Origin of the sequence: Brevibacterium sp. (assembly GCF_052105255.1) — a bacterium.
GTDB lineage: Bacteria > Actinomycetota > Actinomycetes > Actinomycetales > Brevibacteriaceae > Brevibacterium > Brevibacterium linens_B.
In genome coordinates this window covers 1-23,911 of sequence record NZ_JBQDYQ010000050.1, presented here as the reverse complement: position 1 = coordinate 23,911, position 23,911 = coordinate 1, and the positions used below count along the sequence as shown (strand labels likewise).

Below are 23,911 nucleotides of genomic sequence, written 5' to 3'. Positions count from 1 at the left end.
CCGGTGTCGCCTCGGCGGAGCGGACCTTCGAACTGCTCGACGCCGAGGAGGAGGACCCCGACGAGGTGCAGAGGGAGCTGCCCCCGCGCACTCCGGGCAAGGTCGAATTCTCCGAAGTGAGCTTCCGCTACGCTCCGGAGACGCCTCTCATCGAAAAGGTGTCCTTCACCGCCGAACCGGGACATACGGTGGCGATCGTCGGCCCGACCGGTGCCGGCAAGACAACCTTGGTCAACCTCGTGATGCGGTTCTACGAGATCACGGGCGGCACCATCTACCTCGACGGCATCGACACCCGCGACCTCAGCCGGGCCGACCTCCGTTCACATGTGGGCATGGTGCTCCAGGATGCGTGGCTGTTCGAAGGCACGATCGCCGACAACATCCGCTACGGTCGGCTGGGCGCCACCGATGAGGAAGTCGTCTCAGCCGCGAAGGCGACGATGGTCGACAGGTTCGTGCGCCAGCTGCCCGACGGCTATGACACCGTCATCGATTCCGACGGCGGCAGCGTCTCGGCCGGCGAACGGCAGCTCATCACCATCGCCCGAGCGTTCCTCGCCGACCCCTCACTGCTCATCCTCGACGAGGCGACCTCCTCGGTCGACACCCGCACCGAGGTGCTCGTGCAGCAGGCGATGGCAGCGCTGCGAACCGATCGGACGTCGTTCGTCATCGCCCACCGGTTGTCGACGATCCGTGACGCTCACACCATCCTCGTGATGGAAGACGGAGCGATCGTCGAACATGGCAACCACGAGCAGCTGCTCGCGGCAGAAGGCGCCTACCACCGGCTGTACATGTCGCAGTTCCGCGGAGAGGACGCCGAGGAGCAGTTCACTGCCGAGGTGCTCGCCGAAGCCGAGGCCGGTGCGCCGGTCGACGAAGCTGCGGCCTCCGCCAGCGACAGCGCGGACGGGCCGGATGCCGAAGGCGAAAGCCCCGAGGCGCCGGCAGAGGAAGGCCGCTCTCCGCAGGCCTGATGGCTCCGGACAGTGGCAGGGTCCCCGAGCTTGAGCTCGGGGACCCTGCATCGCATTCACCGCAGAAATCAGATGGTGAACGGAGAATCCGACATAACGTTTTTCAGGGCGTGAATGCCGAAATCGATCCAAATGTGACACAGTTCTGACCGTCTTGCCGTGCAGCTCATCGGCCTCGAACAGAAGTTGCTGTGCAGGTGAGAGCGCAGCCTGTGGGACGAACACGTGGTGCGCCATAATCAGGCTGAGCAAACAATATTGCGAAGTGATAAACATTCGGCAAAACACCTCTATCACTTCTGTCATGACCTAAATGAACAAAAGTCGTGCGCTCTCCTCTGCCTGCGTATGGTCCAAGCCATAACTGAGGACGGCAACCGACCAGAACTCTGGAAGGACCATCATGAAACGGTTGGCAATGGCGGCAACGTTCGCTCTGGCACTCTCCCTCGGAGGATGGGGTCAGGCGGCCGCACAAGCAGATGAGCGCACAACTGCGCAGGCGGTCGACGTCCAAGCCGCAGGAGAAGCAGGAAACGGCGACGCAGAATCTCCGGGAACGGAGGACCCGCCCACGGACCCTGGTGGCGACGACGCTGATCCCGGCACACCCACCGAACCCGGTGACGGGGAGGAATCGACCGATCCAGGAGGCGACGAGAACGCAGCCGATCCCAGCGACGGTGAAGAGGCGGCTGACCCTGGCGAAGGCTCGGACGAACCGACCGAGGACTCGACCCCGATCGAAGCCTCGTTCTCCCTCGACCGGTCGTCGATGCCCGTCGACGAGGCAGCCGAGGCCATCCCGTACACCATCACCGGGCTGAAGGCCGGAGACACCGTCACCGCCGAACCCGGAGAGAACGGCTCAATCACCGTCGACAGTGACGGAACGTTCAACGGAGAGCTCCGCGGCAATACCGAGCTCGAGGCCGGCGATGTCGTCGATGTCACCGTGACCGTCGCCCGCGACGGGCAGGAGTCGAAGACGTTCACCGGCAGCGTGGAGATCACCGACAGCCACGATGACTCGGATGCGACCGTCAGCGTCGATCCGCAGAGCCAGGGGATCGACTCGTACCTCGACAACGGTGTCGACATCACCGTGAGCAGCTGCGAACCGGGCGAGGAGGTGACAATCACCATCGTCCGCAAGGGCGAGGACACGAATATCTGGGAAGAGACGAAGACCGCCGGCGACGACGGTTCGGTCTCTGCGTCCTTCATGCCCGGCACCGGTGGCGACGGCTGGGTCGGTGACTTCGTGGTCAGCGCGAAGTGCGGCGACATGAGCGCCGAGACGACATACTCGGTCACTGAGAACGACGACGGAACTGATGCCGATCTCAGTGTCACTCCGCAGAGCCAGAAGCTGGCCGACTTCCTCGAGAACGGTGTCAACATCACCCTTCTCAACTGCCACGTCGACTCCGAGGTGACGTTCCAGGTGAGCTCCGCGACAGACCCCGACACCGCGATCTGGGAAGAGACCCAGGAGGCCGGTGAAGATGCGGCCGGATCCGTTCAGTTCCTCCCGGACGGTGACGGCGGCACCGGTTGGATCGGTGACTTCACCGTCGCAGCCACCTGCGGCGACAAGAGCGCCGAGACCACGTTCACGGTCACCGATGACGACAGCGTCGTCGACCCGACGCTCTCGATCAGTCCCGAACGAATCTCCGGAGTGGACTTCATCGACCGAGACAAGGGCGTACAGATGACGCTCACCGACTGCGCAGCGGACGCCGATGTGCATTTCGAGGTGTACTCGGGCGATAAGAGCGAGAAGCTCTACGAGCAGACGGCAACGGCTGATCAGGATGGCGCAGCCGGAATCCAGGTCTATGGCCTCGGGGATGATCCCGCGTACTACGTCGGGACGTACCAAGTCGTCGCCGCTTGTATGGACGTCAGCAGGTCAGGAAAGTTCGTCGTGACCGGTGGTGAGTCCGGTGGCGGTAACGGAGGAGGTTCCGGCGGATCCGGAGGCGACTCGTCGATGCCGCGTACCGGTGCCGAACTCACCGGACTGACGGCAGGCGCCCTGCTCATCGTCGGCGGTGGAGCAGCCATCGGACTGGCCCGTCGGAAGAACAAGAGCTGACAGCAACCGGTGACCCGTCGGGTTGGTGACTCCACCCGGCCCGACGGTGACCACGGTGGCAGCGAAAGCGACACACTGCTCCGGCTACAACGGTTCAGGCCCCGCACTCGCAGAGAACCGAGTTCGGGGCCTGAAGCGTGTCCGAGCAATGCCGGACCACGTGCCGGGGTGGTCTCTAGCCCTTGGCGACGAGAGTGCGCACGGCCGAGGAGAAGAACCCCTGACCGTCGATTCCGCCGCCGGACTCGGGGCCGAAACCGGCCTCGACGGCGTGTTCGGGGTGCGGCATGAGACCGACGACGTTGCCTGCTTCGTTCGTGATTCCGGCGATGTCGCGCAGAGACCCGTTCGGGTTGAAGCCCTGGTAGCGGAAGACCACGCGCCCGGTGGACTCGAGCTCGTCGAGCACCTCGTCGGTGGCGACGAACCCGCCCTCACCGTTCTTCAGCGGAATGCGGATCGTCTCACCCTGCTCGTAGTCGCTCGTCCACGCGGTGTTGGCGTTCTCCACGACCAGGTCCTGGTCGCGGCAGATGAAGTGCTGGTGATCGTTTCTGATGAGGGCACCGGGCAGCAGACGGGACTCGCAGAGGATCTGGAAGCCGTTGCAGATGCCGAGCACCGGCATACCGGCATTCGCCGCAGCGACGACGGACTCCATGATCGGGGCGAATCCGGCGATCGCGCCGCAGCGCAGGTAGTCACCGTAGGAGAATCCGCCCGGTAGGATGACGGCGTCGACTCCGGACAGAGTCGAATCCGCATGCCACAGGTTCACCGGGTTCGCCCCTGCCAGGCGAACGGCTCGAGCGGCGTCACGGTCATCAAGCGTTCCGGGGAATGTGACGACTCCGACGGAGACACCGGACTCTGCGGTCGCCGCGGCGGTGGGATCAGCAGCGACAGCGGTCACGATGCGTCCTCGGCCACGCGGACGGCCACAACGTTTTCGATCACGGGGTTCGACAGAAGCTTCTCCGCGGCTTCGCGCGCCTGAGCGAGGACCTCCTCGGTGGCTTCGCCGTCAACCTCGAGTTCGAACCTCTTGCCCTGACGAACCTCACCGAACCCGCTGAAGCCCAGACGGGTCAGTCCGCCGGAGATCGCCTTGCCCTGCGGGTCAAGGATCTCGGGTTTGGGCATCACCTCAACGACGACACGTGCCATGCGTGTACTGCTCCTTTGTGAAAGTGTTCGGGAGTTCCTCCCGCGCTCACCCAGAGTCTACCAACCACGGCCGAATTCCCCGCCTGCGGTCCGGTCGCCGGACAGGCCGGAGCCCTCACGAGTCGAAGCCCATGCCCACCGCATCAAGGACCTTGAGCAGAGGTCCGCGCCGACCCTCGTTCTCATCGGCCTTGATCAGCGCATTCGTGGTCATCTTGATGCCCAGCCAGGCCACGGGTTCGGGAGGGAACGGCAGGGGGAGCTTGCGCACCATCTCGAGCCCTGTCAGCTGGGTGTCCTCGCCGGAGAGCAGGTCGAGCATGACCGTTCCGGCGAACCGGGACGCACCCACTCCGAGCCCGGTGAACCCGGCAGCCATGGCGACCTTCTTCCCATAGGCGCTGGTGAAGAACGAGAAGAACCGCGAGCAGGTGTCGATCGGTCCGCCCCATTTGTGAGTGAACTTCAGCCCGGCCAGCTGTGGGAAGGTTTCGAAGAAGTGCTCGGCGAGGGTCTCGAAGGTCTCGGGCCGCTGATCGTACTTCCACGACACCTTCCGTCCGAAGTGGTAGACGGCGTCCCAGCCGCCGAAGAGGATCCGGTTGTCCGCGGTCAGCCGGTAGTAGTGGAAGCGATTCGCGCAGTCGCCGATGCCCTGGCGGCCCTCCCAACCGATCGCGGCCATCTGCTCGTCGGTCAGCGGCTCGGTCATCAGCGCATAGTCGTAGACGGGAACGGTGTGCAGACTCACCCGCTTGAGCAGGGACGGGAACACATTCGTCGCCAACGCGACCCGCTTCGCCGTGATCGTGGTGCACGGCGCGGATGCGCAGTCCTCGATCGACTCCGCTGTCACGCGGGTGCTTACCCGCACGGTCGACGTCGCATCGCTGACATCGGTGACCTTCGTGCCCTCATAGACCTCGACCCCGAGTTCGCGGATGACGCGCAGCAACTCCCAGCACAGCTTCGCCGGATGGACCAGCGCGACCTCGCGAGAATCCCACAGCGCACCCTTGTACGTCGGTGACTTGACGATCCCTGCGAGTTCTTTCTGGTCTAAGAAGACGAAACCGGAATCCGGGTCGTGGGCCTCGCGCAGCTCGGCTACCTGGTAGTCCTCGGTGGCGACGTCGAGTTCGCCCGTGCGTTCGAACTCGACGTCCATTCCGTACTTCGCCACCGCTGCTTCGATGGCGTCGAGGTTCTCCCGGCCCAGCTGCGCGAGCCGATCGTTCTCCTCCGGCAGGTGCGCTAGCCCGTTGTCATAGCCGTGTGTGAGGCTGGCCGCGCAGAATCCGCCATTGCGCCCCGAGGCGGCCCACCCGATCGAGTTCGCCTCGACGAGCACGACCCGACGGTTCGGGTCCCGTTCCTTCGCCTGCAGGGCCGTCCATAGACCCGTGAACCCGCCGCCGACGACGAGGAGGTCGGTCTCGCGGTCCTCCACCAGCGGCGGCAGCGGTTCCGGACGGAGGTCGGTATCGAGCCAGAACGGAATGGTCGAGGCGTTGGCCAATGCGGCATTGACGTCCATGTCACTTCACTTTCTTCACGGTGCACTCGGCAGCTCTCAGGCGGCCATGGTCTTGATGATCTCGGTGGCATTGCCGCCGGCCTTGCGCAGGACGAACCCGACGAAGCCGAGCGCGGCGAGGGTGAGCACGAACATCACCGTCGACATCGCCGCGACCTCGGGGCGCAGAGCCACGCGGACGGCGGAGAAGATGTAGACCGGCCACGGGGTGTAGCCCGGCTGCTGGACGAAGCTCGAGAGGATCGTGTTGTCGAGGCTGACGGTGAACGACATCAGGGCACCGGCGAGGATGCCGGGAGCCGCGATCGGCAGGGTGATGTCCTTGAACCGGTTCCACGGTGTCGCGCCGAGATCGGCGGCGGCGTCCTCGAGCTGGGTGTCCATGCCGGCGAGCCGTGCCCTGATGATGAACGTCACGATCGCCATCGAGAACATCGCATGCGAGATGATGAGCCTGACCAGACCGTTGTTGAGCGGAGTGATGCCCCAGTCGACGCCGACGGTGACGAACCACGGCAGGAACGAGATGCCGTCGACGATCTCGGGCGTGACCAGTGTCAGCCCGAGGATCGCGGTCAGTCCGAGCGCCCACCATGCGCCCCTTCTGGCCCTGGCCAGAGCGACCCCGCCGAGGGTGCCGAAGATCGTCGAGACGATGGCCGTGCCCACGGCCGCCTGCAGGCTCGTGACGATGGAGGAGACGATGATGTCGTTGTTGATGCCGCTGATGTAGGCGTGCAGGCCGAAGCCGCGGAAGTTCGCGAGCACCTTGCCGTTGTTGAACGAATAGGCGATGATCACCGCGATCGGCACGAACAGGTAGACGAAGACGATGATGCCCCAGACGTGCAGAGCGATATCGGTCGGTGTCCGACGTGCGAACGTGTTCTTCTTCGGCATCTCAGGCCCTCCCGTCCTGCAGCGGAACACTGTTGAGTCTGGCCGTGATCGCCTGCCCGAGCTTGAGCAGCGCGAATCCGAGACCGACGACGACCAGGGTGGAGATGATGAGGATCATCGCCATGGCCGCCCCGACCGCCCAGTTCTGTGCGGTGTTGAACTGATTGGCGATGAGCTGCCCGACCATCGAGCCGCTCGCACCGCCGAGGACGGTTGCCGTGACGTAGTCGCCGTTGAGCGGGATGAACACGAGCAGGCAGCCGGAGACGACTCCCGGCATCGCCATCGGCAGCGTCACCCGCATGAAGGTCTTCACCTTCCCTGCGCCGAGGTCGTAGCTGGCCTCCCTCAGCTTCCTGCCGGAGGCGTCGATGGCGACGAACAGCGGCAGGATCATCAGCGGCAGATAGTTGTAGACGACGCCGATCTGCACGGCGGAGCGGGTGTAGAGGATGTCCAGCGGTCCATCGAGCAGCCCGAGACCCTGCAGCCAGTTCGACAGGAACCCGTCGGGGGAGAGCATGATCTGCCAACCGAGGGTGCGGACGAGGAAGTTCGTCCAGAACGGCACCATCACTAAAGCCAGGGCCAGGGAACGGCGGGCCGGGGAGACCTTGACCGCCAGCCAGTAGGCGAAGGGCAGGGCAATGAGCAGGCACAGGATCGTGCCGACGATCGAGATCCGCAGGGTCGCGAAGAACGTGGAGACGAAGCTTGCGCTCATCGCCTCCGGGTAGCGGTCGAAGGACAGCCGGTCGGTGGCGATGGCTGTGAACTCATCCGGTTTGTAGCCGAAGCTGTAGAAGACGATGAGTGCCAGCGGAACGACGAAGAAGAACAGCGCATAGGCCCATGTCGGAAACGACATGGCCGCCGGGCCGAAGAAACGCGGGGAGAGCCCGCGCTTGGCTGTCTCTGTGGTCGTGGTTGTGCTCATGCTCCACTCCTGGCCTGGGCGTCGGCAAAGATCTTCGTGCGGATCTGATCGGCCGGGGTCTGCTTGCTCGGTTCGAGACGGTCGAGGACCTCCTGGGCCGGGAAGATGAGGTCACGTTCGTCGAGGTCGGCTTTGACCGCCTGCTCTTCGAGCCCCTTCGTGCCGATCGGGTAGCCGATGTAGTCGAGCTGCTCGACGGCCGTGTCCGGGGAGATCATGTGGTTGATGAAGGCGTGAGCGGAGTCCGGGTGCGGAGCACCGGTGGCGATCGCCCACGTGTCCGTCCACAGGTTCGCCGACGGTGTCGGGAACACGAACTTCCAGTTCTCCGGGTCCTTGACCTCCGACAGTCCCTGCCGGGCGTCACCGTTGAACGCATGCAGCAGAGTGAAGCTGCCCTGGATCATGCCGGTGGCAGCATTGCCGATATAGGCCTTGATATTCGGGGCCAGCTGGTCGACGACGAGCGTCCGAGCCCGGGCGAGTTCTCCTTCGTCCTCGGTGTTGAGGCTGACATCCATGGCGGCCAAAGCGATCGCTGAGACCTCCCACGGGTCCTCGAGCAGCGCCGTCGTGCCGGCCGCTTCCTTCTGCGCGGCGTCGACGAAGTCCTGCCAGCTGGTCAGCTCACGGTCGATCTTCGTCGTGTTGTAGACGAATCCGGTCGTGCCCCAGGCCTTACAGACCGTGTACGTGTTGTCCGGGTCGAAGTACTGGTTCTTGAAGTTGTCGTCGATGTGTTCGAAGTTCGGGATGAGCGAGAGATCGAGTTCTTGGAGCAGATCATGGTTGAGCATCTGCGGAACGTTCGATCCGGTCGGGACGACCACGTCGTAGCCGGAGGTGCCGCGTGAGGTGGAGAGCTTCGCGGCGAGTTCCTCGTTCGATCCGTACGAGTCGACCTGCACGAGCACGTCATACTTCGATTTGAACGACTCGATGAGTTCCGGAGCATCGTAGTCGCCCCACGAGTAGAGGTTGAGCTTCGACTCGAGCTTGCCGTCGGTCGGCGGCGACGCGGCCATCTTCGTGGTCTTCCCGCAGGCGCTCAGTGCGCCGAGGCCTGCGACACCGAATCCGGCCAGCAGCGCTCGCCGGCTCAACCTCGCCGAGGCGGCCCGCGGGGCCAGAAATGTCACATCGGGTCGTGTCTCGGCCATGTCAGGCACCGCTCTCGAGGACGGATGTGACCGCGGTCGGCTCACGGTCGTACACGGCCACGGCGTCGGCGTCCCAGCTCAGCTCCACCTCGGTGCCGGCCCTGATCGGCTCCCGCCCGGCGGCGGGGACACGAGCGAGGATCTCGTCGTTGTCGCCGACGACGATCATGTACTGGATGACGTCGCCTAAGAACGAATACGAGATCACTGAGCCACGTGCCGTGTTCGCGTCCCCGGAGGCCTCTCCGGCCGGGGCGACGTGCATCCGTTCGGGCCGGATGGCTGCGCGCACCCGGTCGCCGACGGTGAGATCCCGGGTCGAGCCTGCCGCGGTGGACGGTTTGAGTGTCAGCGTCGGGGCCGTGAGCGCGGTGTTGGCCGTGCGCAGGGTTGCGGTCGTCGAATCGGCGGACGTCACCTCGGCGGAGATGAAGTTCTGTTTGCCGATGAAGCCGGCGACGAAGCCGTTATGCGGATTCGCGTAGATGTCCTCACCGGTCCCGATCTGCTGGATGACGCCGTCGCACATGACGACGATGCGATCGCTCATCGCCAGTGCCTCGTCTTGGTCGTGGGTGACGAAGACGAAAGTCGTGTCGAGTCTCGAATGGAGTCGTTTGAGTTCAAGCTGCATCTCCTCGCGCAGCTTTCGGTCGAGCGCCGACATCGGCTCGTCGAGGAGGAGGACCTGGGGGCGGTTGACGAGCGCCCGGGCCAGGGCGATGCGCTGCTGCTGACCGCCGGAGAGCTGTTCGGGCTTGCGTCCGGCGAAGTCCTCCATCTGAACGAGTGCCAGGGCCTCTCTGACCCGCTGGGCGATCTCCGGCTTCGGAACCTTCGCCTGCTTGAGTCCGTAGGCGATGTTGTCGGCGATGTTCATGTGCGGGAAGAGCAGGTACGACTGGAACACCGTGTTGACGGGTCGGCGGTGCGGCGGCAGGGACACGATGTCCTTGCCGGACAGCAGGATCGCCCCGTCGGTGGGGGTCTCGAAACCGGCGATCATCCGCAGCAGGGTGGTCTTTCCGCAGCCGGAAGGACCGAGCAGGGAGAGGAACTCGCCCTTGCGGACGTTCAAGTCGAGGCGTTCGATGGCCGTGTTGTCGCCGAAGACCTTCTTCACTCCCTGGATCTCGAGATGGTCGAGTCCGGTCTCCGCAGAGGGCGCCGAGGTGGCTGTGCTGGTCATGATGGCCTTTCGTCGTCAGCGGGCTGAGCCGGTGGTGGTCGGTGCGAACGTGGCGGTCGGTGCCGGTGTGTGAGGCGGCAGATCATCGTGGACGATGCGGCCGTCGCAGATCGTCAGAACGTTGGTGATCTCCGCGATATCGGTCGTCGGCAGAGTGAAGGGGTTAACACTGGCCAATGCCAGGTTCGCCGGCTGACCGGGGCGGATGTGGCCGTTGTCGGGCGAGCGGAGCAGGTGTGCCGAGCCTGCGGTGTAGGCACGCAGCGCCGTCGTCAGGTCGATCGCCTCGTCCGGCAGCAGCGGAGCGGCGTTCGCGGCGGTGGGGTGTGAGCGGTTGAGTGCGACATGGATCGCCTCCCACGGGTTCGCCGTGGACACCGGCCAGTCCGAGCCCATCGCCAGATGGGCGCCGGTGCGGTTGAGAGACCCGAAAGGGTAGAGCCAGCCGCTGCGTTCGGCACCGAGGAACGGCAAGTTGAGGTCGATCATCTGCTCGTCATGGCAGGCCCACAGTGCCTGCAGGTTCACAGTGATGCCGAGTTCGGCGAAGCGCGGCACATCGGCGGGATCGACGACCTGGACGTGGGCGATATGGTGGCGCCGGTCGGCAACGCCTGCCCTGCCGGGGCTGCGGACGGCCGCGAAGGCGTCGAGAGCGGCCTTGACCGCGGCATCGCCGATCGCATGGCAGTGGATGTCGAAGCCGGCCGCGTCGAGGGCCGCGAACGAGGCCTCGAGGTGGGCTTTCGTGAAATAGCTCGTTCCGAGGCCGCCGCAGGTGCACATGTATTCGGTCGTCATCGCCGCGGTCCGGGATTCGACGATCCCGTCGAGCATGAACTTCACCGAGGTGGCGCGGAAGCGACCCTCGGCGCGGGCGAGGTCGGTCAATCGGGCCACCTCGGCGTCGATGTCGGTGACACCGCGCGGCCACCACAGGCTGCCGACGACTTCGGAATGGAGCTCGCCGGTCTCCGCCGCCCCGACGTAGGTGCCGTACGGGTCGCGGTGACCGCCGTAGTCGCCGACGATGGCGTCCATCCACGCAGTCACCCCGAGGGAGTTGAGATAGCGCTGACCTTCGCGCAGACCGGCCAGGACCTCCTCGTCGGAGGCCGCGGGAACGGAGGCGGAGACGAGGTCGATGGCCGATTCGTGCAGGCACCCGGTGGGGCGACCGGTCGAATCGGTGACGATGACGCCGCCGGCAGGGGCCGTCGACGTCTCGTCGAGTCCGGCCGCGGACATCGCCTGCGTGTTCACCCATGCCGAATGATGGTCGGCGCTGAGCAGGATCGCGGGCCGATCCGGGCAGGCCGCGTCGAGGATGTCGGCACTCGGGTCGCCTCCGGGGAAGTGGGACATCGACCAGCCGCCGCCGATGACCCAGTCGTGCGCGGGGTCGGTCGCTGCAGTCGTATCTGCGACATAGTCCCGGATCATCTGCAGCGCCGCCTCGAGGCTGTCGGCGCCGCTGATATCGCAGGCCAGTGCCTCCTGGCCGCCGAAGGTCGAGTGCACATGGGCATCGACGAATCCGGGCGTGAGCAGCCTGCCGGCGGCGGTGATCGTGCGAGCGGCGGGCACCGCTGCGGGACCGGTGCCGATCTCGGTGATGATCCCGTCGCGGATGCTCACGCGATCCTCGGGGCGCAGAGCCTCACCGTCGAAGATCGCGACGTCGAGGATGTCGAGGTCCATCGGTGCCCCCCTACTGCTGTGTCGTGGCAGAGGCGGATCGCAGAGCCCGCTCTCTGAGTGTGTTGTGGATCACTGTGAAGTCACCTTAGCGGAAGTTCTTTCTCGATTCCACTGATTCCGTTGTCGAATTGCGGCTGTATTGATCGAAACTGCAATTCAGATTGCCAGTGATGCTGAATCAGCGTCTCAGTCCGCGATATTCGCACAGGAGTTGTTGGCGGATCGGCTGTCGGCGACAGCGGGCGCGAGGTGGCCGGGGAGTCTCTGGAAACGACGAAGCCGCGGGGCACCGACTGTGTGTCGGTGCCCCGCGGCTCACGTGCTGGCGCTCTGCGGCGCGCAGGGTCTCAGCCGGGGAATGTCTCCCCGGTGAGCTTCTCGAAGGCCTCGATATAGCGGGCGCGGGTCTTCTCGACGACCTCGGCGGGCAGCGCCGGGGGAGGAGTGTCTGACGCCTTGTCCCACCCGGATTCTTCGGTCAGCCAGTCGCGGACGAACTGCTTGTCGAAGCTCGACTGAGCCTTGCCTGCCTCATAGCCCGCGGCGTCCCAGAAGCGAGAGGAGTCAGGGGTGAGCACCTCGTCGCCGAGGACGATCGTGCCATCGGACAGGGCTCCGAACTCGAACTTCGTGTCGGCCAGGAGGATCCCGCGCTCACGGGCGATCTGCTCGGCACGCTGGTAGATCTCCACGGTCAGGTCACGCAGCTTCTCCGCCGTCTCCGTCCCGACGGTCTCGGCGACGGCATCGAAGCTGACGTTCTCATCGTGGTCTCCGAGCTCGGCCTTCGTCGCCGGAGTGAAGATGGGAGGCTCGAGGCGATCGGCCTCGACGAGTCCGGCCGGCAGCTGGATGCCGCACACGGATCCGGTGGCGCGGTAGTCCGACATTCCCGAACCGGTGAGGTAGCCGCGGGCGACGCACTCGACGGGGAACATGGAGAGGTTCTGCACGATCAGCCCGCGCCCGGCCACGGCGGCCGGCACGTCCGAGCTGATGACATGGTTGCCGATGACATCGGCGAGCTGATCGAACCACCACAGGCTCAGGCCGGTGAGCACCTTGCCCTTGTCCGGGATCTCCGAATCGAGCACCCAGTCATAGGCGGAGATGCGGTCCGAGGCGACCATGAGCAGCTGCTCGGCGCTCGCGGCATCGGCGGCGTCGGCGGGAATGTAGAGGTCGCGGACCTTCCCCGAATACACATGCTTCCAGCCCGGCAGCACCGGGGCGACCGGGGCGGGGGCGGCGTAGCCGGAAGCGAGCTCGATACGCCCGCCGGCGGCCGCCTCGGCGATATCGGTGCGATGCTGCTCGCCGTCCCATGTGATCTGGTCGACCGCGGCATAGGCCCTCGCGCGGGCATCGTCGAGGCCGTCACCGAGGGAGACGACGGAGAGCACACGGCCGCCGGAGGTGACGATGTCACCGGTCTCGGCGATGTCCTTCGTGATCACGGCGTCCTCGGGGGCGAACCCGCCGCTGGGGCCGGTCGCGAGCTTCGTGCCCGCGTGCAGGACGCTGACGTCGGGCAGGGTCGCGGCGGTGTCGAGCCCGCGGATGATGTCTCCGGTGCTCGGCGTGCCCGGGTAGTCCTCGGCGGCCATGACCACGGTCACCGAGGAGCGCGGATCCCATTCGAGGGCCTCGACCTCGTTGAGGCGCCCCTCGGCGGCGGCGAGCAGCGTCTGCCCCAGGGGGCTGGCCAGTCGGGCGAGGACGGACTGCGTCTCCGGATCGCCGAAGCGGACGTTGAACTCGATGACGCGCAGACCGTTCGACGTCAGCGCCAAGCCGCAGTAGAGCAGACCGGTGAACGGGGTGCCGCGGCGGGCCATCTCATCGACGACGGGCTGGGCGACGGTGTCGATGATCTCCTCGACCGTGCCGGCGGGCAGCCAAGGCAGCGGCAAATATGCGCCCATTCCGCCCGTGTTCGAGCCCGTGTCGCCGTCGCCGATGCGTTTGAAGTCCTGCGCCGGGGCCAGGGGGACGGTGGTCGTGCCGTCGCAGAGGACGAACAGGGACACCTCGGGTCCGTCGAGGTAGTCCTCGATGACGACCCGATCGGAGACCTCGAGGCAGGAGCTCGCATGCGCCAGCGCGGCATCGACGTCATCGGTGACGACGACTCCCTTGCCGGCGGCCAGTCCATCGGCCTTGACCACATGCGGGGCACCGAATTCGCGCAGCGCGGCGGCGGCCTCCTCGGTCGAATAGGCGACGACGGTGGGGGCAGTCGGCACGTTCGCGGACTCCATGACCTCCTTCGCGAACGCCTTGGAGCCTTCGAGGTGCGCGGCGTCCGCGCTGGGGCCGAACACGGGGAAGGAGGCTTCGCGCAGAGCATCCGCAACACCGGCGACCAGCGGGGCCTCGGGCCCGATGACGACGAGATCGACGTCGAGGGTCTCGGCCAGCGCGGTCACCGCGGCGGCATCCGAGGCGTCGACGGCCTCGGTGTGGGCGATCTGCGCGATCCCGGGATTGCCGGGAGCGGCGATGACGGCGTCGACCTGCGGGTCGCGCGAGAGAGCAAGGACGAGGGCGTGTTCACGGGCGCCCGAACCGATGACAAGAACCTTCACGCCACCAGCCTAAAGGGTCGTAGGCTTGAGTGCGTGACCCTCTCGACTTTCACTCCCGCCCAAGCCGCCGAGCTCGCAGTCGTCGAGCGCTCCGGGTTCATCGAATCCCGACACATCGGATCCGCCGTGGTCCTCGCCCCGGACGGATCATCGCTGATCAGCCTGGGCGCCCCTGACGCAGCCGTGTTCACACGCTCCAGTCTCAAACCGCTGCAGGCGATCGCCGCGATGAGCCTCGGCGCTCAGCTGACAGGTCCTGCCGCGGCCCTGGCGACCGCCTCGCACAAGTCCGAGGCCGGGCACGTCGAGGTCGTCGAATCGATGCTCGAGGCCGCCGGGCTGAGCGTGTCCGACCTGCAGTGCCCGTCCTCCCATCCCGCTGACGCAGCCTTCCGCCGCGAACTGCAGGAGCGTTCACGGGCACAGGGGGACGAGAACACCGACCCGCGCTCGTCCCTGTACTTCAACTGCTCCGGCAAACACGCGGCGTTCCTCGCCGCCGCCCGTGCCATCGGCGCCGACACCTCCACCTACCTGTCCCCGGATCATCCCGTGCAGCAGAAGGTCGCCGAGGTGGTCGCCGCCTTCGCCTCCGAGGACCCGTCCGCGGTCGGCATCGACGGCTGCGGGGCTCCCGTGTTCGCTCTCAGCCTCACCGGTCTGGCCCGCGCGATCGGCCGTGTCGTCCGGATGGGCAGCGCCGGCAATGCGGTCGAGGAGACGGCCGGACCATGGACTGCCTATGAACGTGAGGCCCGCACCCTCACCGAGGCGGTCTTCGCCGACCCGTGGGCGATCGAGGGCCACGGCCGACCGAACTCGACCGTCATCGACCGGCTCGGCGTCTTCGCCAAGGGCGGGGCCGAAGGCGTCATCGTCATGGCCACCCGAACCGGGTATTCGGTGGCGGTGAAATGCCTCGACGGGTCCTCGCGGGCGACCGGGCTCGTGGCGCTGACCCTGCTCCAGCGGGCCGAAGCGTTCGCTGCCGGGCCGGGAGCCGCCTCGGTGCCGGAAGACGAGTCGGTCGACGCCGTGATCGCGGCGATCACGGACACGGTCACCGGGGGCACGGATTCCGAGGGACGGACGGACGTTGTCGGCACGCTCTGCGTGGGCGAAGATGTAGCGAAGATTCGGCGGAGGGAGCAGGACTGATGGCGATTCGCAGAAGGATCGACCCCGATCAGGGACGCAGCGCACTCGAGATGTGGCTGACGCAGGCGAGGCTCGACGCGGCTCCCGCCGACCGATCGACCACCGCCACCGCAGTGCGCTTCACCCTCGAAGAGCTCGCCTCCCGCGCCGAAGGCAACAGCGTCGAAGTCCGGGTTCCGCCGTTCGGCGTCACCCAGTGCATCGCCGGACCCCGGCACACCCGCGGCACACCGCCGAACGTCGTCGAAACCTCTGCCGAGGTGTGGCTGGGTCTGGTCACCGGACGCACCGACTTCGCGACCGCGCTCGCCGCCGGGGACATCGATGCCTCGGGAACCCGAGCCGACCTCGGCGATTTCCTGCCCCTCTTCACGCCTGCAGAACTCGAGGCCTGAGCATGAGCGCACAGATCACGCAGACGACGTCGTTCATCGGCGGGCGGCATGTGCCGTCCCTGCTCACCTACGCCAATATCGACCCGGCCACCGGCGGCCAGCTCGGCGATATCGCCCGCGCCGGCGCCGATGAAGTCGACCGGGCGGTGCAGGCTGCGGCGAAGGCGCAGCGGGAATGGAAGCGCTCGAGCCCCGAGCAGCGCTCCCGTCTGCTCATCGCCACAGCCGCCGTCATCACCGCCAACCGCGACGATCTGGCCCGCATCGAATCCGAAGACACAGGCAAACCGCTGACCCAGGCCTATGCCGACGTCGACGTGTGCGCCCGTTACTTCGAGTTCTACGGGCACACCATCGAGTCCTACTACGGTCACGCGATCCCGCTGGCCGAGGACATGCACGTCTACACGCGGCGGGAGCCCTTCGGCGTCACCGGCCACATCGTGGCCTGGAACTATCCGCTCCAGCTCATCGGCCGCGCCGCCGCCACCTCGCTGGCCACGGGCAACTGCGCCGTCGCCAAACCCGCGGACGAGACCCCGCGGTCGACCGTGCGACTGGCCGAACTCATCCACTCCGTCGGTTTCCCCGCCGGAGCCTTCAACGTCGTCACCGGCCTCGGCGCCGAGGCGGGAGCGGCACTGAGCGCCCACCCGGGGGTGGCGCACCTGGGCTTCGTCGGATCGACCCAGACCGGTTCGGCCATCGCCCACGCCGCCGCCGAGCGAGTTGTGCCCACAGTCCTCGAACTCGGCGGGAAGTCCGCGAACATCGTCTTCCTCGACGCCGATATCGATGCGGCCGTTCCGTCGCTCGTGCGCTCCATCATCCAGAACGCCGGGCAGACCTGCTCGGCCGGCTCCCGGCTCATCGTCCACCGCGACATCCACGCGGAGGTGGTCGAGAAGATGGCGACGGCCATGGCGGCCGTGACCATCGGCTACGGCCTCGACGACCCGATGCTCGGTCCCCTGATCTCGGCCAAGCAGCACGATCGGGTGGGCGGGTTCCTCTCCGAGGTCGATTCCGGGCAGATCGTCACCGGCGGCACCCGGCCCGACGGCCTTGCCGACGACCTCGCCGCGGGGGCGTTCATCACCCCCACCATCGTCGACTCCGTCGACCCGCAGTCTCGGATCGCCCAGGAGGAGGTCTTCGGTCCCGTCGTCGTGACTCTGCCGTTCGCCGACGACTATGAGGCTGTGGCGCTGGCCAACGGCACCGACTACGGGCTGGTCACGGCGCTGTGGACGCAGAACATCTCCCGCGCCCATCGCCTGGCCGCCGAGGTCGACGCCGGTCAGATCTTCGTCAACACCTACGGTGCCGGCGGGGGAGTCGAACTGCCCTTCGGCGGGTTCAAGAAGTCCGGCTACGGGCGCGAGAAGTCCATCGAAGCACTCGACGAATACACGCAGACGAAAACTGTCGCCGTCAAGCTGTGACGGTGCCGAAGAGGGCCGTGCTGAGATGACCTTCCCCGTCCTCGGGCTCGTCCTCATCGCCGCGGTCGCCCACGCCGTGTGGAACCTCGCCGCGAAGTCCGTCACCGGAAAGGGCTTTGCCTTCGTGCTCGGCTACCACGGGCTCTCGGCGATTCTGCTCGCCCCGGTCGCAGCCGTCATCATCGCCACCGGCGCGCAGCCGCTGAACTGGGGGCTGGTCGGCGCGGCGGCACTGAGCGCGGTGTTCCACATCGCCTACTCGGTTGCTCTGCAGTCCGGCTACGACCATGCGCCGCTGGGCGTCGTCTATCCGACGGCGCGCGGCACCGGGCCGGTCGTGACGATCATCATCGCCGTGGCCCTACTGGGTGAGCGTCCCACCCTCGCCGAGGCTCTCGGAGCCTTCACCGTCATCGCCGGAATCGCTGTCGTCACGATCCGACCCCGCGGTGGGGACGGTCCCACCACCAGCGACGGTCTGCGGCGCGGCCTGGCGTGGGGTGGGCTGATCGGGGCGTTCATCGCCTCGTACACGCTCTGGGACGACTTCGCCGTCAACCACGTCAGCGACTCCCCGCTGCTGTACTTCGCCGTCTCCGAAGCCTGCGTCGGACTGATCATGACCGCGGGAGCGTTCACCCTGCCCGGAGGTCGGGACCGGCGTGCGGACCTGCGTGAGATCCTGAGGAACCACAAACGGGCGCTCGTGACCGTGGCGATCCTCTCACCACTGGCGTACGTGCTCGTCCTCTACGCGATGCAGCAGGCGCCGGTGGCGCTCGTGGCTCCGGTGCGGGAGACCTCGATCATCGTCGGCACCCTGCTGGCCTGGTGGTTCTTCGGCGAGAGGAACGTGCTGCTCAAACTCGCCGGTGCCCTCGTCGTGGTCGCCGGCATCGGGCTCATCGCACTCGGGTGACGGGGCCGCGGCTCACCGGCGACGGCCGGGCTGACGGCGGTTGACCCGCACCACCTGCACCGGACACACAGCGTGGGAGAGCACACCCTGCGACGTCGACCCGAGGATGGTGGAGATGAAGCCGCCGCGGCCACGGGAGCCGATGATCATGAGATCGGCGGTGTACGTGGCGGACACGAGCACCTCGGTGGCGGGAGCATCGAAGATCGAGTACCGCACCTCGAGGTCGGGGAAGTCGGTCGTGAGCGAATCGGCTGCGGCGGTGAAGGCCTTCGCCGCTTCGTCGTACATCCGGATGAGATGCTCTTCGCTGGGCATCCACTCCGGCGAGAGGATGTGCGTGGCGGTGACCCCGACGAGGCGCAGCGGAACACCGTAGATCGCGGCCTGCGAGGCCGCGGCGCGCAGCACCGGGGTGTCGGTCTCGAAGGGATCGACGGCGGCGACGACCTCCCCGGAGAAGTCGGGACGCGAACCGGTCGCCGCCTCGGCGGACGGATCGTCCGTCGTGCGGACGGGATCATCGACGGGCAGGGGAGTCGTGGGCATGACCCGGGTGGGCCAGGTGCTCGGGACGACGACGGTGGGGCACTGCGAGTGCGCGGGCATCGCCAGGGCCACGGACCCGAGGAGGCGACCGGCGAATCCGCCGCGACCGCGCGCCCCGACGACGGCGAGGGAGGCGTTCTTCGAATGCTCGACCATCACTCCGGAGGCGTCACCGGGCACGATCGTCGTCGACACGGGAATCCCGGCCTTCGTGACGGTGGCGGCGGCCGCCTCGGCGATGGATTCGACGGTCTGCTTCACGGCAGTGTCGAAATCGGCAGGGTAGACGATATCGGCCTGGCTCATGTTCACGCCGGGGACGGTATAGGCGGAGACGATGCGGATCTCTGCGGAGGTCTTCTGAGCGTGCGTGATCGCCCACTGCAGGGCGCGTTCGGCGTTGTCGGAACCGTCGATGCCGACGATGATCGTATGGGACATATCGCAAACCTCTGTCTTCGGTGACCGTCAATCTGGTTGAGTCCAGTTTAGTTGTGTCCAGTTTATGGGAACTGGCCTGAGACTGCCTGGGAGGAACATCAGGCTGACTCGACTAGACTGTTCGCGACCTGTTGTTCCGGGGCCATCCCGGCGTTTCATCGGCCTCAAGGCCACGTGTCCAAGGAGATCATGAAGGATCAGATCGACGTCTCCGTCCGTCGCAGCCCAAAGTACTCGGTGTTCATGGGCATCGGCGCGGTACTCGGCATCGTGCTTGCTGGAATCCTCGCGGTCTTCGTCGACCCGGCCGATATGCCGATGGGCTACACGGTGGCCAAGGGACTGGGCCTGCTGCTGCTCGTCCTCGGGATCGGCGGACTGTTCCTCGGTGGGCTCGTCGCGCTCATCCTCGACTGGCGGGGACGGAAGAAGTCGAAGGAGTTCCGGGTCGGTGCGCAGATCGACATGGTCGACGACCCGAAGGAGATCGCGCGCCGTCGCATCGCCGAAGCCCGCGGGGAGGACCCGGATGCCGTCGCTGGCGACGACGGGGACGAACCGGGAGCCGGACGGGATTCGGCCCCCGGTTCCACAGTCTGAGCACCGCGTCAGAGGGCCTCTGCGGGTATGAGACAATTTCACTCGTGGCAAGAGGAGACGGGCAGCTGACGCACGAAATCGACCCCCAGGACCGCGGACCGCAGGACGAATGCGGTGTGTTCGGAGTCTGGGCCCCCGGCGAGGAAACCGCCAAACTCACCTACTTCGGGCTCTACGCCCTGCAGCACCGCGGACAGGAGTCCGCGGGGATCGCTGCCGGCAACGGCAAGCAGATCCTCATCTACCGTGACATGGGCCTGGTCTCCCAGGTGTTCCACGAACGCGATCTCGAGCTCCTGCAGGGCCATATCGCCGTCGGGCACACCCGGTATTCGACGACCGGATCACCCTCGTTCGAGAACGCCCAGCCCACGCTGGGGCCGACTCCGTTCGGCACCGTGGCGCTGGCCCACAACGGCAATCTGACGAACTTCGACGCCCTCGAGGCCATGGCCGACGCTCGCCGCGACCATGCGACTAAAGTCGTCGAGGAGGCCACGAAGAAGACGGCCCGCACCCGTCCCTTTCGCGACTCCTCGAACGACACCTCCCTGGTCACCGAGCTCTTCGCCACCGAAGAGGGCGAGGACCTCACCGAGGCGGCTCTCAACCTGCTGCCCCATGTCGAAGGCGCGTTCTCGCTGGTCTACATGGACGAGCACACCCTCTATGCCGCCCGTGACCGGCACGGGGTCAGGCCCCTGTCGCTGGGCCGGCTCGAGAACGGCTGGGTCGTCGCTTCGGAGACCGCGGCACTGGACATCGTCGGCGCGAAGTTCGTCCGCGACATCGAACCCGGAGAGCTCATCGCCATCGACGAGGACGGTCTGCGTTCGCACCGCTTCGCCGAGCCGAGCCAGGCCCGCTGCGTCTTCGAATACGTCTACCTCGCACGTCCCGACAGCATGCTCGCCGGCAAGAACGTCCATGCCGCGCGCACCCAGATGGGTCGGCAGCTGGCCGAGGAGTACCCGGTCGACGCCGACCTCGTCATCGCCACCCCAGAATCCGGCACCCCGGCGGCCGTCGGCTATGCCGAAGCCTCGGGCATCCCGTTCGGTCAGGGGCTGATGAAGAACGCCTATGTCGGCCGCACCTTCATCCAGCCCTCGCAGACCCTGCGACAGCTGGGCATCCGCCTCAAGCTCAACCCGATCCGGGAGAACATCGAGGGCAGGCGCCTCATCGTCGTCGACGATTCGATCGTGCGCGGCAACACACAGCGGGCGCTGGTGCGGATGCTGCGGGAGGCCGGAGCGGCAGAGGTCCATGTGCGCATCTCCTCCCCGCCGGTGAAGTGGCCGTGCTTCTACGGAATCGACTTCGCCACCCGTGCCGAACTCATCGCCAACGGACTGACGACGAATGAGATCTGCGAGAACCTCGGCGCGGATTCTCTGGGCTATATCTCTCTGGACGGCATGATCGCCGCCACCCAGCAGGAGCGCAGCCAGCTGTGCACCGCCTGCTTCTCGGGCGAATACCCGATTCCCGTCAACGACACCCCCGCCGACAAAGGATGCTGAGTTGAGTTCCGACGCGAACCCGAAGTCCACCACCTATGCCGCCGCAGGCGTCGACGTCGAGGCCGGAGACCGTGCCGTCGAACTGATGAAAGCCGCAGTCTCGGCCACCCACAGCTCCTCGGTCGTCGGCGGGATGGGCGGATTCGCCGGACTCTTCGACGTCTCCGTGCTCAAGGACTTCGACCGTCCGCTGCTCGCCTCGTCAACCGATGGCGTCGGCACGAAGGTCGCTATCGCGCAGGCCATGGATAAGCACGACACCATCGGCTACGACCTCGTCGGCATGGTCGTCGACGACATCATCGTCTGTGGCGCCCGCCCCCTGTTCATGACCGACTACATCGCCTGCGGCAAGGTCGTGGCCGAACGCATCGCCGATATCGTGCGCGGAATCGCCGATGCCTGTGCCTCGGCCGGTGTCGCACTGGTCGGCGGGGAGACCGCCGAACACCCGGGTCTGCTCGGGGCGGACGAATACGATGTCGCCGGTGCCGCCACCGGTGTCGTCGAAGCCTCGAAGCTGCTCGGGCCCGAGAAGGTCCGCGCCGGGGACGTGCTCATCGGTCTGCCGTCTTCGGGCATCCACTCCAACGGATACTCCCTGGTCCGCCACATCATCGCCGAGGCGGGATGGGGCCTGGACTGGCACGTCCCGGAGTTCGGCCGCACCCTCGGTGAGGAGCTGCTCGTTCCCACCCATGTCTACACCGGCGAACTCGCCGCTCTCTTCGACGCACTGCCCGATGCCGTCCATTCGGTCTCGCACGTCACCGGCGGGGGACTGTCGGCCAATGTGGCCAGGGTGCTTCCGCAGGGTCTGGTCGCGAAGATGTCGCGGGCCTCATGGGAGATCCCGGCCGTCTTCTCCGTGCTCGGCGAGCTCGGCGGAGTGCCGCAGGGCGACCGTGAACGCACCTGGAACCTCGGCGTCGGCATGGTCCTCGTCGTCGACGCAGCATCCGTCGACGGTGTCCTCGCCGCGAGCCCCGGAGCCTGGGTGCTCGGCGACGTCGCCGCCGATGACGGATCTCTGGCACGCGATCCCTACTATGTGCAGGGCGCCAAAGGCGTCGACGGGGGTGCTGCTATCCTGCAGTAAGGGCCGCGGTCGCCGTGCCCCGCACCTTGCTGCGCGGCATCCCTCACCGAAACTCTCACACCCTCGTGTTCCTGCACGGGGGTGTGCTGCTTCCGGTGCCTGATGGTCAGGTAGGCGGAGGAATTGCACGTAACGGTGCGTGATGCGCGTGAGGGCACGGCCGCCTCGGCGAGGGGCGCCCGGGCGTACGACGGAGGGCGGGGACCGAAGTCCCCGCCCTCTGTGCGTGTCAGATCAGCCGTGCGCGGCTGGACTCATCCGAGTTCAGTCCTCGTACTCGTCGTCATCGTCGACATTGTACTTGTCGGCGTAATCCGAGTAGTCGGGTTCATCGTCGTACGGATCGGACGGACCGGACTTGCTCGCGTCGGCGCCCAGCTCCTGCTGGAGTCTATTAAGGTCGGTATCCGGGCTGTAGTACTTCAGCTTCCGAGCTACCTTGATCTGCTTTGCCTTTGCGCGGCCGCGACCCACTGGCGTGACCCCCTCCGTCGTCGATGGGACCGATTGCCCCGGACTAGATCTCTGCTATGCGCTTAAATCCTACCTGTTCATACTGGGAAGTTCCATTTTGTGAGTGGACCTTGGATAGGCTGAACCCATGGCTTACCGTCGCGATTATGTCGTCACCCTGCGGATCTTCGAACCTCTTGTGGTGCATTCCGAATTGCAAGACAGGCAGGTGGAGGACAACCGGTCACGCATCGAGGAGCAGATTTCTCACGACGCTGACAAGCGCTTGATCTCTCTGCCCCCGTCGCCCGTGGCTGATTCGTTTCGGCGCACTCCGATCTTCCTTCCGGCGTCTCAGACCGCGGACGGGGTCGACCGTTTCTGCCCTGCTCAGGAGGACATCCGGGGGTGGGAGGCGCTCGATTCGCTGGCCGAGCACACCTCGAAGGCGACCTTGGACATCGTCGCTCCGAAGTCTGCTCGCCGGCGTGCTGCCAGCCGTCGCGCGGAGTGGCTGCAGGACGCCAAGGACACCAGGATCTTCACCCGCGTCTCTGCCTGGGACGTGCCGCCGTCGTGGTGGCTGTTCTTCTCCCTGACCGAGGATCAGATCATCACCGAGGAGACCGACGAGGGCCTGCGGGTGCTCATCCGTACGGATATCCTGGCCGCCTCGGCGCGGATGGAATGGGCCTCGGAGACGATTGCGGACACCTCGAAGGTCGTCGATATGGTCGAGCAGACCTCGGTTCTGGCCGAGTGGATCGACACCTTCGATATGAACTCGATCCTCGAGCTCGACCTCGGCGGGATGTCGGATGTGCTGTGGCCGAGCGAAGCCGCGGAACTCGTCGACTCGTGGGTGACGGCACTGAGCAACAACGATTCCGAGTCCGCGGTCGCCGCCTTCCAGAAGTATGCGGCCGGGTGGGAGCAGCTCAACCTCTACGCCCGCAGCTCCTGACCCCAATTGCTACCTGACGGGGGCTGAGCAACCTGGCGCCAGGTTGCTCAGCCCCCGTCAGGTAGTAAGAAGGGCGGATAGGATTGTCTGCGAACG

The 23,911-nt window shown here is 66.3% G+C and carries 21 protein-coding genes; 10 read left to right on the top strand and 11 right to left on the bottom strand.

All coding sequences use genetic code 11. The features are described from left to right. Positions 1–983 (top strand): ABC transporter ATP-binding protein (locus ACTIIH_RS12695; RefSeq protein ID WP_441452145.1); only part of this gene is annotated, 983 nt, incomplete at its 5' end. Positions 984–1,386: 403 nt separating this feature from the next. Continuing rightward, positions 1,387–3,087: a hypothetical protein gene (locus ACTIIH_RS12690; protein WP_441452143.1), complete on the top strand. Its 1,701-nt coding sequence runs from the start codon at positions 1,387–1,389 to the stop codon at positions 3,085–3,087. Between the two features lie 175 nt (positions 3,088–3,262). Here the strand turns inward: ACTIIH_RS12690 and purQ are convergent, their stop codons facing one another. The 9 genes from purQ to purD form a co-directional block, all read right to left on the bottom strand. Beyond that, a complete protein-coding gene (purQ, locus tag ACTIIH_RS12685; protein WP_169251382.1) occupies positions 3,263–4,000 on the bottom strand; it encodes a phosphoribosylformylglycinamidine synthase subunit PurQ in 738 nt (245 codons plus the stop codon). Continuing rightward, positions 3,997–4,254, bottom strand: coding sequence for a phosphoribosylformylglycinamidine synthase subunit PurS (purS, locus tag ACTIIH_RS12680; RefSeq protein ID WP_441452141.1), 258 nt, complete (start codon positions 4,252–4,254; stop codon positions 3,997–3,999). The genes purQ and purS overlap by 4 nt, the downstream gene beginning before the upstream one ends. A gap of 115 nt (positions 4,255–4,369) precedes the next feature. After that, complete coding sequence (locus tag ACTIIH_RS12675) at positions 4,370–5,791, bottom strand: NAD(P)/FAD-dependent oxidoreductase (protein WP_441452139.1); 1,422 nt, start codon at positions 5,789–5,791, stop codon at positions 4,370–4,372. Positions 5,792–5,827: 36 nt separating this feature from the next. Then, entirely contained in the window at positions 5,828–6,691 is an 864-nt protein-coding gene (locus ACTIIH_RS12670; RefSeq protein WP_025780532.1) for an ABC transporter permease, read from the bottom strand. Position 6,692: 1 nt separating this feature from the next. Next, entirely contained in the window at positions 6,693–7,628 is a 936-nt protein-coding gene (locus ACTIIH_RS12665) for an ABC transporter permease (RefSeq protein ID WP_441452137.1), read from the bottom strand. Continuing rightward, the gene (locus ACTIIH_RS12660) at positions 7,625–8,788 is read right to left on the bottom strand and encodes a polyamine ABC transporter substrate-binding protein (protein WP_441092117.1); all 1,164 of its coding nucleotides are present in this window, start codon (positions 8,786–8,788) and stop codon (positions 7,625–7,627) included. The genes ACTIIH_RS12665 and ACTIIH_RS12660 overlap by 4 nt, the downstream gene beginning before the upstream one ends. A gap of 1 nt (position 8,789) precedes the next feature. Further along, a complete protein-coding gene (locus ACTIIH_RS12655) occupies positions 8,790–9,977 on the bottom strand; it encodes an ABC transporter ATP-binding protein (protein WP_441092118.1) in 1,188 nt (395 codons plus the stop codon). Positions 9,978–9,992: 15 nt separating this feature from the next. Further along, positions 9,993–11,678 carry an amidohydrolase gene (locus tag ACTIIH_RS12650; RefSeq protein ID WP_441452134.1) on the bottom strand — a complete coding sequence of 562 codons (1,686 nt, stop codon included), beginning with the start codon at positions 11,676–11,678 and terminating at the stop codon, positions 9,993–9,995. Between the two features lie 347 nt (positions 11,679–12,025). After that, entirely contained in the window at positions 12,026–14,266 is a 2,241-nt protein-coding gene (gene purD / locus ACTIIH_RS12645; RefSeq protein WP_441452132.1) for a phosphoribosylamine--glycine ligase, read from the bottom strand. A 33-nt stretch (positions 14,267–14,299) separates the two neighbouring features. On the opposite strand from purD, the gene ACTIIH_RS12640 reads away from it, so the two are divergent. Genes ACTIIH_RS12640 through ACTIIH_RS12625 form a run of 4 tightly spaced genes read left to right on the top strand, consistent with a single transcriptional unit; the run spans position 14,300 to position 18,183 of the window. Further along, positions 14,300–15,424, top strand: a complete 1,125-nt coding sequence (locus ACTIIH_RS12640) for an asparaginase (RefSeq protein WP_441452131.1) — start codon at positions 14,300–14,302, stop codon at positions 15,422–15,424. Beyond that, positions 15,424–15,819, top strand: a complete 396-nt coding sequence (locus ACTIIH_RS12635) for a sterol carrier family protein (protein WP_441092122.1) — start codon at positions 15,424–15,426, stop codon at positions 15,817–15,819. The genes ACTIIH_RS12640 and ACTIIH_RS12635 overlap by 1 nt, the downstream gene beginning before the upstream one ends. A gap of 2 nt (positions 15,820–15,821) precedes the next feature. Then, positions 15,822–17,264 (top strand): aldehyde dehydrogenase family protein, encoded by a 1,443-nt coding sequence (locus ACTIIH_RS12630; protein WP_441092123.1) that lies wholly within the window; start codon positions 15,822–15,824, stop codon positions 17,262–17,264. A gap of 25 nt (positions 17,265–17,289) precedes the next feature. After that, a complete protein-coding gene (locus ACTIIH_RS12625; RefSeq protein WP_441092124.1) occupies positions 17,290–18,183 on the top strand; it encodes an EamA family transporter in 894 nt (297 codons plus the stop codon). A gap of 12 nt (positions 18,184–18,195) precedes the next feature. Here the strand turns inward: ACTIIH_RS12625 and ACTIIH_RS12620 are convergent, their stop codons facing one another. Then, complete coding sequence (locus ACTIIH_RS12620) at positions 18,196–19,173, bottom strand: universal stress protein (RefSeq protein WP_441092125.1); 978 nt, start codon at positions 19,171–19,173, stop codon at positions 18,196–18,198. Positions 19,174–19,362: 189 nt separating this feature from the next. Here ACTIIH_RS12620 and ACTIIH_RS12615 point away from each other — a divergent pair, with 189 nt between their 5' ends. The 3 genes from ACTIIH_RS12615 to purM are packed head-to-tail and all read left to right on the top strand — an operon-like array spanning position 19,363 to position 22,398. Further along, on the top strand, positions 19,363–19,773 hold the full coding sequence (locus ACTIIH_RS12615) for a hypothetical protein (protein ID WP_441092126.1): 411 nt from the start codon (positions 19,363–19,365) through the stop codon (positions 19,771–19,773). Between the two features lie 44 nt (positions 19,774–19,817). Then, positions 19,818–21,299, top strand: coding sequence for an amidophosphoribosyltransferase (gene purF, locus ACTIIH_RS12610; RefSeq protein WP_441092127.1), 1,482 nt, complete (start codon positions 19,818–19,820; stop codon positions 21,297–21,299). 1 nt (position 21,300) lies between these two features. After that, positions 21,301–22,398, top strand: coding sequence for a phosphoribosylformylglycinamidine cyclo-ligase (gene purM, locus ACTIIH_RS12605; protein ID WP_441092128.1), 1,098 nt, complete (start codon positions 21,301–21,303; stop codon positions 22,396–22,398). A gap of 264 nt (positions 22,399–22,662) precedes the next feature. Here purM and ACTIIH_RS12600 read toward each other — a convergent pair whose 3' ends face one another. After that, the gene (locus ACTIIH_RS12600; RefSeq protein WP_441452127.1) at positions 22,663–22,872 is read right to left on the bottom strand and encodes a DUF3073 domain-containing protein; all 210 of its coding nucleotides are present in this window, start codon (positions 22,870–22,872) and stop codon (positions 22,663–22,665) included. A 127-nt stretch (positions 22,873–22,999) separates the two neighbouring features. On the opposite strand from ACTIIH_RS12600, the gene ACTIIH_RS12595 reads away from it, so the two are divergent. Then, positions 23,000–23,815, top strand: coding sequence for a hypothetical protein (locus ACTIIH_RS12595; protein WP_101555960.1), 816 nt, complete (start codon positions 23,000–23,002; stop codon positions 23,813–23,815). Positions 23,816–23,911 lie beyond the last annotated feature (96 nt).

Coding starts and splice junctions, on each gene's coding strand:
- purS (WP_441452141.1), bottom strand. CDS start 4,254: ATGGCACGTGTCGTCGTTGAGGTGATGCCCAAACCCGAGATCCTTGAC.
- ACTIIH_RS12620 (WP_441092125.1), bottom strand. CDS start 19,173: ATGTCCCATACGATCATCGTCGGCATCGACGGTTCCGACAACGCCGAA.
- ACTIIH_RS12635 (WP_441092122.1), top strand. CDS start 15,424: ATGGCGATTCGCAGAAGGATCGACCCCGATCAGGGACGCAGCGCACTC.
- ACTIIH_RS12615 (WP_441092126.1), top strand. CDS start 19,363: ATGAAGGATCAGATCGACGTCTCCGTCCGTCGCAGCCCAAAGTACTCG.
- ACTIIH_RS12630 (WP_441092123.1), top strand. CDS start 15,822: ATGAGCGCACAGATCACGCAGACGACGTCGTTCATCGGCGGGCGGCAT.
- ACTIIH_RS12655 (WP_441092118.1), bottom strand. CDS start 9,977: ATGACCAGCACAGCCACCTCGGCGCCCTCTGCGGAGACCGGACTCGAC.
- ACTIIH_RS12690 (WP_441452143.1), top strand. CDS start 1,387: ATGAAACGGTTGGCAATGGCGGCAACGTTCGCTCTGGCACTCTCCCTC.
- ACTIIH_RS12625 (WP_441092124.1), top strand. CDS start 17,290: ATGACCTTCCCCGTCCTCGGGCTCGTCCTCATCGCCGCGGTCGCCCAC.
- ACTIIH_RS12665 (WP_441452137.1), bottom strand. CDS start 7,628: ATGAGCACAACCACGACCACAGAGACAGCCAAGCGCGGGCTCTCCCCG.
- ACTIIH_RS12670 (WP_025780532.1), bottom strand. CDS start 6,691: ATGCCGAAGAAGAACACGTTCGCACGTCGGACACCGACCGATATCGCT.
- ACTIIH_RS12595 (WP_101555960.1), top strand. CDS start 23,000: ATGGCTTACCGTCGCGATTATGTCGTCACCCTGCGGATCTTCGAACCT.
- ACTIIH_RS12650 (WP_441452134.1), bottom strand. CDS start 11,678: ATGGACCTCGACATCCTCGACGTCGCGATCTTCGACGGTGAGGCTCTG.
- ACTIIH_RS12675 (WP_441452139.1), bottom strand. CDS start 5,791: ATGGACGTCAATGCCGCATTGGCCAACGCCTCGACCATTCCGTTCTGG.
- ACTIIH_RS12660 (WP_441092117.1), bottom strand. CDS start 8,788: ATGGCCGAGACACGACCCGATGTGACATTTCTGGCCCCGCGGGCCGCC.